We start from the raw sequence: 7361 nt of genomic DNA on the forward strand, positions 1-7361 counted from the left end.
ATGCGCGTAGCCACATCCGAGACAGGTGCTGCGTGGAATCAGTTCTTCGCCGACCTCACAGCACGCGGCCTGTCCGGGGTCCGGCTGGTCACCTCAGATGCCCACCCGGGCCTGGTCGACGCGATCGCAGCGAACCTGCCCGGTGCCGCGTGGCAACGATGCCGCACCCACTACGCAGCGAACCTGATGTCGGTGACGCCCAAGAGCATGTGGCCAGCGGTCAAGGCGATGCTGCACAGCGTCTACGACCAGCCCGACGCCACTGCCGTGCACGCCCAGTTCGACCGGCTGCTGGACTACGTCGCCGAGAAGCTCCCCGCGGTCCACGACCACCTCGACGGCGCCCGTACCGACATCCTGGCCTTCACCGGGTTACCCAAGGACGTGTGGAGCCAGATCTGGTCCAACAACCCCGCCGAGCGACTCAACCGCGAGATCCGCCGCCGTACCGACGCCGTTGGGATCTTCCCCACCCGCGAGGCCATCGTCCGCCTCGTCGGTGCCGTGCTGGCTGAGCAGACCGACGAATGGGCCGAAGGTCGCCGCTACCTCGGACTCGAGGTCCTCGCCCGCTGCCGCGTCAACATCGTCCCCACCACCGAACCCGAGATCGGAGCCGACGACCTGCCCGCCCTGACCGCCTAATCCGAACTAGAAGGAACGCGAAGCGCTACACCACTCCCGGGGACTTGACCTGGCGCGCCACCTTCTCTCGCTCGGGTACGACGTGGTCGGCACGCTCCGGCCGGGCTCGCGGTGGGCGGCCTCGACACTCGGCCGGGCCTACGCCTACCTGGACGGAGTCACGCTCGTCGACCTCGACCAGCGCGACCACGAGGGCTGGGCCGCCGTGCTCGAGGGGCTGCGGCCCGACGAGGTGTACAACCTCGCCGGCTTCACCTCCGTCGGTGCGTCGTGGGGCGCGGCCGAGACCGTCGCCGAGGCCAACGGCATGGCCGTGCTGCGGATGCTGGAGTCGCTGCGCGCGTTCCGCGACCGGCACGGGTGGGCGCCGCGCTTCTTCCAACCGTCGTCGTCGGAGATGTTCGGCGTCACCGACCAGCAGCCGCAGACTGAGAACACCCCGCACCACCCGCGCTCGCCGTACGCCGCCACCAAGTCCTTCGCGCACCACCTGACCGTGAACTACCGCGAGTCCTACGGCCTGTTCACCGCCACCGGCACGCTCTACAACCACGAGTCGCCGCTGCGGCCGGCGCACTTCGTGACCCGCAAGATCTCCTCGGGCGTGGCTGCCATCTCGCTCGGCCGCGCCTCGTCGCTGACGCTGGGCAACCTCGACGTACGCCGCGACTGGGGCTGGGCCGGCGACTACGCCCGCGCGATGCAGCTGGTCCTCGCCCAGGACGAGCCGGGCGACTTCATCATCGGGACCGGGGTCTCGCGGTCGCTGGCCTCCGTGCTCGACCTGGCGTTCTCCTCGGTGGGGCTCTCCTCCGCCTCCTACGTGACCCAGGACCCCGCGCTCATGCGCCCGGCCGACGTCGCCTCGCTGGTCGGCGACCCGACCAAGGCGCGCGAGCAGCTGGGGTGGGAGCCGTCGGTGCCGTTCGAGGACGTGATCGCGCACATGGTGCGGGTGGACGTGGAGCGGCTGCGGACGGGCGTCGAGGAGTCCGCGGCGTACCTGCAGCCGTAGCGCGTGGTCATGGCCCGTCGGTCTGGACAGGGGTGAGACGACTGCTCAGCACGCTGGGTCCTTTGCCGATGGGGCTGGGGCAAGGAAGCCTTCAACCCCCTACCGGTTCGTCGCCACCATGGAAGGTCCGTCGTGCCCACGCCCCCCTCGCGCACTGTCGCGCGCCTGCTCGCTGCTGCCCTCGTCGTCACCCCCGTGACCCTCGGCAGCACCAGCCCCACGTCCGCCACCAGCCCATCGACCTGGCCCGCCGCCGCTCGTTCCGCCCCTGAGCCGCCGGTGATCGCCGATCCCGTCCCGAAGCTCGAGCCACCGACCCCCGCAGCACGCACCGGATCGGCCCGCGCCGCAGGGCGTCTCACGGCGACCCGGGCCACTGACCCGCTCGCACTGCACTCGCGACCCGGCAGCCCGCACACCGTCTACCTCGACTTCGACGGCGCCGACCTCGGTGGCACGAAGTGGGCCGAGCTGGCCAACACCCCCGACTCCACTGTGGTGTCTGCCTACGACGCCGACGGCCGTCCCGGCCTCTCCCCCTGGGAGGCCAGCCTCGTCGAAGGCATCTGGCACCACGTCGCCGAGGACTTCGCCCCCTTCGACGTCGACGTCACCACGGAGGAGCCGCCGTCCGCGGCCCTGTCGCGCTCGAGCGCCGGCGACCCGACGTACGGCACCTCCGTCGTCTTCGCCCACGACAACTGGGTGCGCCAGTGGTGCAACGGCTGCAGCGGCGTGGCGTACGTCGGTGTCTACAGCGGCGCCGGCACTGACCCCTGGCGGCAGGCACTGGTCTTCCCCGACTTCATGACCAAGCGGGTCGTGCAGACGTACGCCGCCAGCGACATCGCCCGCGTCATCGGCACCACCGCCTCCCACGAGGTCGGGCACCAGCTCGGCCTGCACCACGACGGGCTACGTGCCTCCAGCCCCCGCGGCGCGATGCCCTACAACCCCGGTCGCGCCCCCTGGGGCCCGATCATGGGCTCGACCTCGCAGGCGCTCACCCGGTGGGCAGGCCCCGACGCGGCGTACACCGACAACCCCGAGGACGACCTCGCAATCATCGCGTCGCAGCTGGGGCTGGTGCCCGACGAGCTGCCGACCGTGCCGGTGCTCCCCGGCGTCCCGCTCTCGGGCGTCATCAGCTCCGCCGGGGACACCGACACCTACCTGGTCACACCGCTGCGACGTAGCGAGGTCGTCGTGACCCCCGACGAGCCGTTCGCCAATCTCGACGTCGTCCTGGAGGTGACCGACGTGCTGGGTCGGTCGTCCCTCGTCGCTCCCGTCACCCGGCTGCGGGCCGGAAGGCTGTCCGGGCTGGGAGCCGCGACGCAGCTCCTTCCCGGCGGGATCTACCAGGTGACCGTGCGCGGTGGGGAGACGCCGGGAGTCGGGCGGTACGGGTCGCTCGGCAGGTACACCGTGCAGCTGCGCTGACGCTGCTCCACCCCCCACCTCCCTCGCGCGGGGCGGCCCGGTGTTGCCGGGCCGCCCCGTGTGGCGTTGTGATCCTGCTGTCGGCCGGAACCGCTCGTGGGTAGTAGCGCGCCTACCGCTGATCGACGCTCGTCCACAGGGCACGGGGTTCGAGGTGGCGCGGCCGGGGGTAGTCCTTCTAGCGTTCGTGGCGCGCCCGCTGCCGGGCGCAGAGCTCTCGGGAAGGCAGCAGATGAGACGAACGATCGGCACCCTCGCGTCCGGCCTCGCGCTCGTGGCGGCGCTCTCGGCGTGTGGCGGCGACCCTGCGCCGCGGTTCGAGGCGGAGCCGTCGGCTGAGCCGACCACTGCCTCGCCCTCTGCGTCGGCCGAGCCGGAGCCGTGGGAGGAGCGGACGCCGGAGGGGGCCGTCGCTTTCGCCAAGTACTGGACCGCGACCTTCAGTGAGGCATTCAAGACAGGTGAGACAACTGCCCTCGACGAGATCAGCGCGAAGCAGTGCGAAGGCTGCAACTTCTTCGTCGCGCTGATCCGCGAGGTGTACGACGGCGGGGGATCTATCGATGGGGACGCTTGGCAGTTCGTCAATGCTGGCTGGTCTTCACCAAAGGGCAACGAATCGATCGTTGCGGTCACCGGAACGATGCGAATCCCGGCGCAGACAATTCGACGGAGCGGCGAGGAAGCCTCCGAAGCGGCGCCCCTAACGGAGCGGTACATCTTCACGGTTTCCTGGACTGAGGGTCGGTGGCAGACGACCGAGCTGGTGCGCGAGGCATGAAAGCTCTCTTGAGTGCCGCTCTCTCGATTCTGATCTTCGTGCTATCCAGTGGACCCGCGACCGCGAGCGGGGAAATCGACGCGGAAGCGGGAGCCAACGAGTTCAACGCAGGACTAGGCATCTCCACTGGCCCCACTTCGACGAGCAGCACCAGCCCGACGTCCAGTCAAGACATCGACTGGGTCCCAGAGCCGATCTGTGTCAGAGGCGAGGGCACTCCAGGCGACGCCTACTACGGCTGCGGCTCTCAGATGACTTGTGGAGAGAATGGACTGCTCTTCAACATCTGGGGCGTCAGCGCGGATGGGTCGGTGGAACTGGGCGGCACTTACTGCGAAGAAAGCGGCAGTCCCCAACCCGCCGACGTCTTGACCCCCGGCCGCATCCTCGAAGCCTTCCGCCGCATCCCGGTCCCCGAGTCCCCTATCGGCGTCAACCCGGTCGGTGGGCGGACGCTGGTCAACCTTGACACGATCCTGCACACGGAGGCCGAGCCGTTCACGGAGACGGTGCAGCTGCTCGGTCGAAGCGTCACCTTCGACATCGAGCCCTCGCAGTTCACCTGGAGCACCGGCCAGGGCGACGGGTTCACCACGAGCGACCCGGGCCAGCCGTACCGGGAGTCGCTGCCCATGTCGGCGTACGTCACGCACCGCTACCTCAAGGCGGGCGACGTGCAGCTCGGACTGCAGACCACCTGGACCGCTCGCTGGCGCGTCGGCGACGGACCCTGGCGGCCGGTCGACGGCGTCGTCACCATCGACAGCGACCCGGTGCCGCTCGAGGTCGTGACCGCACGGCCGCAGCTCGTCACCTACGACTGAGCCGGACACCCTGACCGGCACCCTTCCGGGCGGGGTGGGGTGCCTCGGGGCGGACTGGGTACCCACACCCCATGTCGACTCGCATCCGCGCCCTCGCCCTGGTCTGCACGCTGAACCGCTCCCCCGAGCCGTCCAGCTCCGACAAGCTCGCCCGCCAGGTCCTCACCGCCCTCGAGGGCCACATCGATCCCAGCCAGCTCGAGCACGAGGTCGTGCGCGTGGTCGACCACGACGTCCGCTTCGGGGTGAGCACGGACGAGGGCGACGGTGACGAGTGGCCGTCGATCCGGGAGAAGATCCTGGCCAGCGACATCGTCCTGCTCGCGACCCCGATCTGGATGGGCCAGCCGTCGTCGGTGGCGAAGATGGTGCTCGAGCGGCTGGACGCCGAGATCTCCGAGACCGACGACCGGGGCCGGCCGATCCTCTTCGACAAGGTCGCCGGCGTCGCGGTGGTCGGCAACGAGGACGGCGCGCACCACGTGGCGGCGGAGTGCTTCCAGGCGCTCAACGACGTGGGGTTCAGCATCCCGCCGAACGCCACGACGTACTGGGTCGGCGAGGCGATGCAGGGCACCGACTACCAGGACCTCGACGAGACACCGGAGAAGACGGCCGGCACCACGGCCGTGCTCGCCGCCAACCTCGCCCACCTCGCCCGGCTGCTGCGCGAGATGCCGTACCCGCCGCAGGACTGACCGGTCGCCGGTCGACCGCACAGCCGGCCCAGGCCATCCCCGGGCCAGGACCACTGACCTCGACGCCGGCCGGAGTCAGCCCGCTGTGGCCGGCACGGCACGCGCCGCGGTTGCCACCTGTGGATGAGTCGGAGCACGTTCGGCCGGTGCGACCCATGCTGGTTTCGTGGACGAGCTACCAGACGTGCTCCGGGCGCTCACCGCCCTGGGCGGCGTGGCCCGGCGCGGTGCGCTCGTCCGGGTCTGTGGACGGGCGGCGGTCGACGCTGCCGTCCGGGCGAAGACCATCGTCCCGGTCGCTCGCGGCACGTGGGCTTCCGCGGCCGGGGTGGACGAGGCCCTGGCAGCAGCAAAGGGACTGACCGGGGTGCTCTCCCTCCGCAGTGCTGCGATGGACCACGGCTGGGCCGTGCGCACCGTGCCGGAGAAGCCCGAGGTCACGGTGGCGCGCAACCGACGCATCCCCGAAGCCCGGCGGAGGGACGTGTCGCTGCGCTGGGCGACCCTGCATGCCGACGACATCGACGGCCACCGCACCAGCGCGGACCGCACGATCGTCGACTGCCTCCGCACGCTCCCCTTCGCCGAGGCACTGGCGGTGGCGGACTCCGCCCTGCGCTGCGGCATGTCCTTCGAGCACCTGCGCGCCGTCGCCCGCGACGTGCGCGGACCCGGCGCACCCCGCGTCCGGCACGTGGCGGCAGTGGCCGACGGTCGAGCCGCAGGTCCTTTCGAGTCCTCGCTCCGCGCCATCTGCCTCGACGTCGACGGGCTGCAGGTCGTGCCGCAGGTCGCCATCCACGACCCGGGCTGGCTCGGCCGCCCGGACCTGGTCGACGAGCGGCTCAGGATCGTCCTGGAGGCCGACTCCTTCACGTGGCACGGGGACCGCCGGGCACTGCGCCGGGACGCCCGGCGCTACAACGCGCTGGTCGCCGCGGGGTGGCTGGTCCTGCGGTTCAGCTGGGAGGACGTGATGTTCGAGCCGGAGCTGGTGGCCGAGACCCTGCGCGCCGTCGTCAAGCGACGGGCAGAAGTCATGTGCGTCGCCTGCGCCGCCGCCTGAGCACGCAGGGATCGGCCGCGTTCGCGGGACTTCTGCCCGTCGGTTGACGAGCCGCCGCCCCCGGAGGCGTCAGACGATCCCGTCGAGGGTGGCGAGCACCGTCTCCTTGCGGGGAGCACCCGCCGCGCGAGTGGCCTCGCGGCCGCCGGCGTCGAGGACGAGGGTCGTGGGGGTGCGCAGCACGTCGAGGCGGCGCACGAGGTCGAGGTGGTGCTCGGCGTCCACCTCGAGGTGGACCACCCCGGGGACGACCGAAGCGACCTCGGAGAGCACCTGGCGGGTCGCGCGGCAGGGGGCGCAGAAGGCGGAGGAGAACTGCAGGAGCGTCGCCCGCTCGCCCAGCTCGGCGTCGGGGAGGGCGGCGAGGACGTCGTCCCAGGCGCGAGGACCGGGGTCGGACGCCTCCGGGGCTCGACCCACCGTCGTGCCGGACGTGTCCCCGTGCTCGACCGCCGGGGCAGCCCGGAAACGGCCGTCGGTGCGGGCGCGGTAGAGGCCGAACCCCAGCGCCAGCACGACGGCGACGAGCGCGATCACGACTCCGGTTGACACGCTCCCACAACAGCATCCCCCCGCAGGGAATTCCGCGGCGGGGGCACCTGGCGCAGCGTCAACGCGATCGCGTCCGCCAGGCTCTGCTCCTGGGTGGCCTGCCACTCGCGGTGGAAGTGCATCAACGTGCGCGGCACCGACGCCCAGCACACGACGCAGCTGTCGTGGGCGGACACGTCCGCGGACTGGCCCGAGTCCATGCGTTTCTCCTATGTCAAGCGGCGGCCGCGAGTCCAGTCGCGGCCGCTGCTTGATCGGTGTTGAGGTGGTTGAAGACGATGCGGGCCAAACGTCGTTTCAGGCAGCGCAGTGCCTCGGGCGTGGACATGCCGTCAGC

Annotated in this window: 9 protein-coding genes; 7 read left to right on the top strand and 2 right to left on the bottom strand. The window is 71.0% G+C overall.

What is annotated here, in order from left to right; all coding sequences use genetic code 11:
• The 7 genes from Q1V71_RS00675 to Q1V71_RS00705 all read left to right on the top strand — a co-directional run.
• Nucleotides 1–645 (top strand): transposase (locus Q1V71_RS00675; RefSeq protein WP_300639290.1); only part of this gene is annotated, 645 nt, incomplete at its 5' end.
• Between the two features lie 49 nt (nt 646–694).
• Nucleotides 695–1660 (top strand): GDP-mannose 4,6-dehydratase, encoded by a 966-nt coding sequence (locus tag Q1V71_RS00680; RefSeq protein WP_300639314.1) that lies wholly within the window; start codon nt 695–697, stop codon nt 1658–1660.
• A gap of 132 nt (nt 1661–1792) precedes the next feature.
• On the top strand, nt 1793–3103 hold the full coding sequence (locus Q1V71_RS00685; RefSeq protein ID WP_300639293.1) for a zinc-dependent metalloprotease family protein: 1311 nt from the start codon (nt 1793–1795) through the stop codon (nt 3101–3103).
• Between the two features lie 187 nt (nt 3104–3290).
• Nucleotides 3291–3884 carry a DUF6318 family protein gene (locus Q1V71_RS00690; protein ID WP_300639295.1) on the top strand — a complete coding sequence of 198 codons (594 nt, stop codon included), beginning with the start codon at nt 3291–3293 and terminating at the stop codon, nt 3882–3884.
• 8 nt (nt 3885–3892) lie between these two features.
• Nucleotides 3893–4708, top strand: coding sequence for a hypothetical protein (locus tag Q1V71_RS00695; RefSeq protein ID WP_300639298.1), 816 nt, complete (start codon nt 3893–3895; stop codon nt 4706–4708).
• A 71-nt stretch (nt 4709–4779) separates the two neighbouring features.
• On the top strand, nt 4780–5406 hold the full coding sequence (locus Q1V71_RS00700) for a flavodoxin family protein (protein WP_300639301.1): 627 nt from the start codon (nt 4780–4782) through the stop codon (nt 5404–5406).
• Between the two features lie 166 nt (nt 5407–5572).
• Complete coding sequence (locus Q1V71_RS00705; protein ID WP_300639304.1) at nt 5573–6472, top strand: DUF559 domain-containing protein; 900 nt, start codon at nt 5573–5575, stop codon at nt 6470–6472.
• Between the two features lie 69 nt (nt 6473–6541).
• Here the strand turns inward: Q1V71_RS00705 and Q1V71_RS00710 are convergent, their stop codons facing one another.
• Nucleotides 6542–7024, bottom strand: a complete 483-nt coding sequence (locus Q1V71_RS00710; protein ID WP_300639307.1) for a thioredoxin family protein — start codon at nt 7022–7024, stop codon at nt 6542–6544.
• On the bottom strand, nt 7006–7224 hold the full coding sequence (locus tag Q1V71_RS00715) for a hypothetical protein (protein WP_300639311.1): 219 nt from the start codon (nt 7222–7224) through the stop codon (nt 7006–7008). The genes Q1V71_RS00710 and Q1V71_RS00715 overlap by 19 nt, the downstream gene beginning before the upstream one ends.
• Between the last annotated feature and the right edge of the window lie 137 nt (nt 7225–7361).

Origin of the sequence: Nocardioides sp., assembly GCF_030149505.1 — a bacterium.
In the GTDB taxonomy this organism is placed as follows: Bacteria; Actinomycetota; Actinomycetes; order Propionibacteriales; family Nocardioidaceae; genus Nocardioides.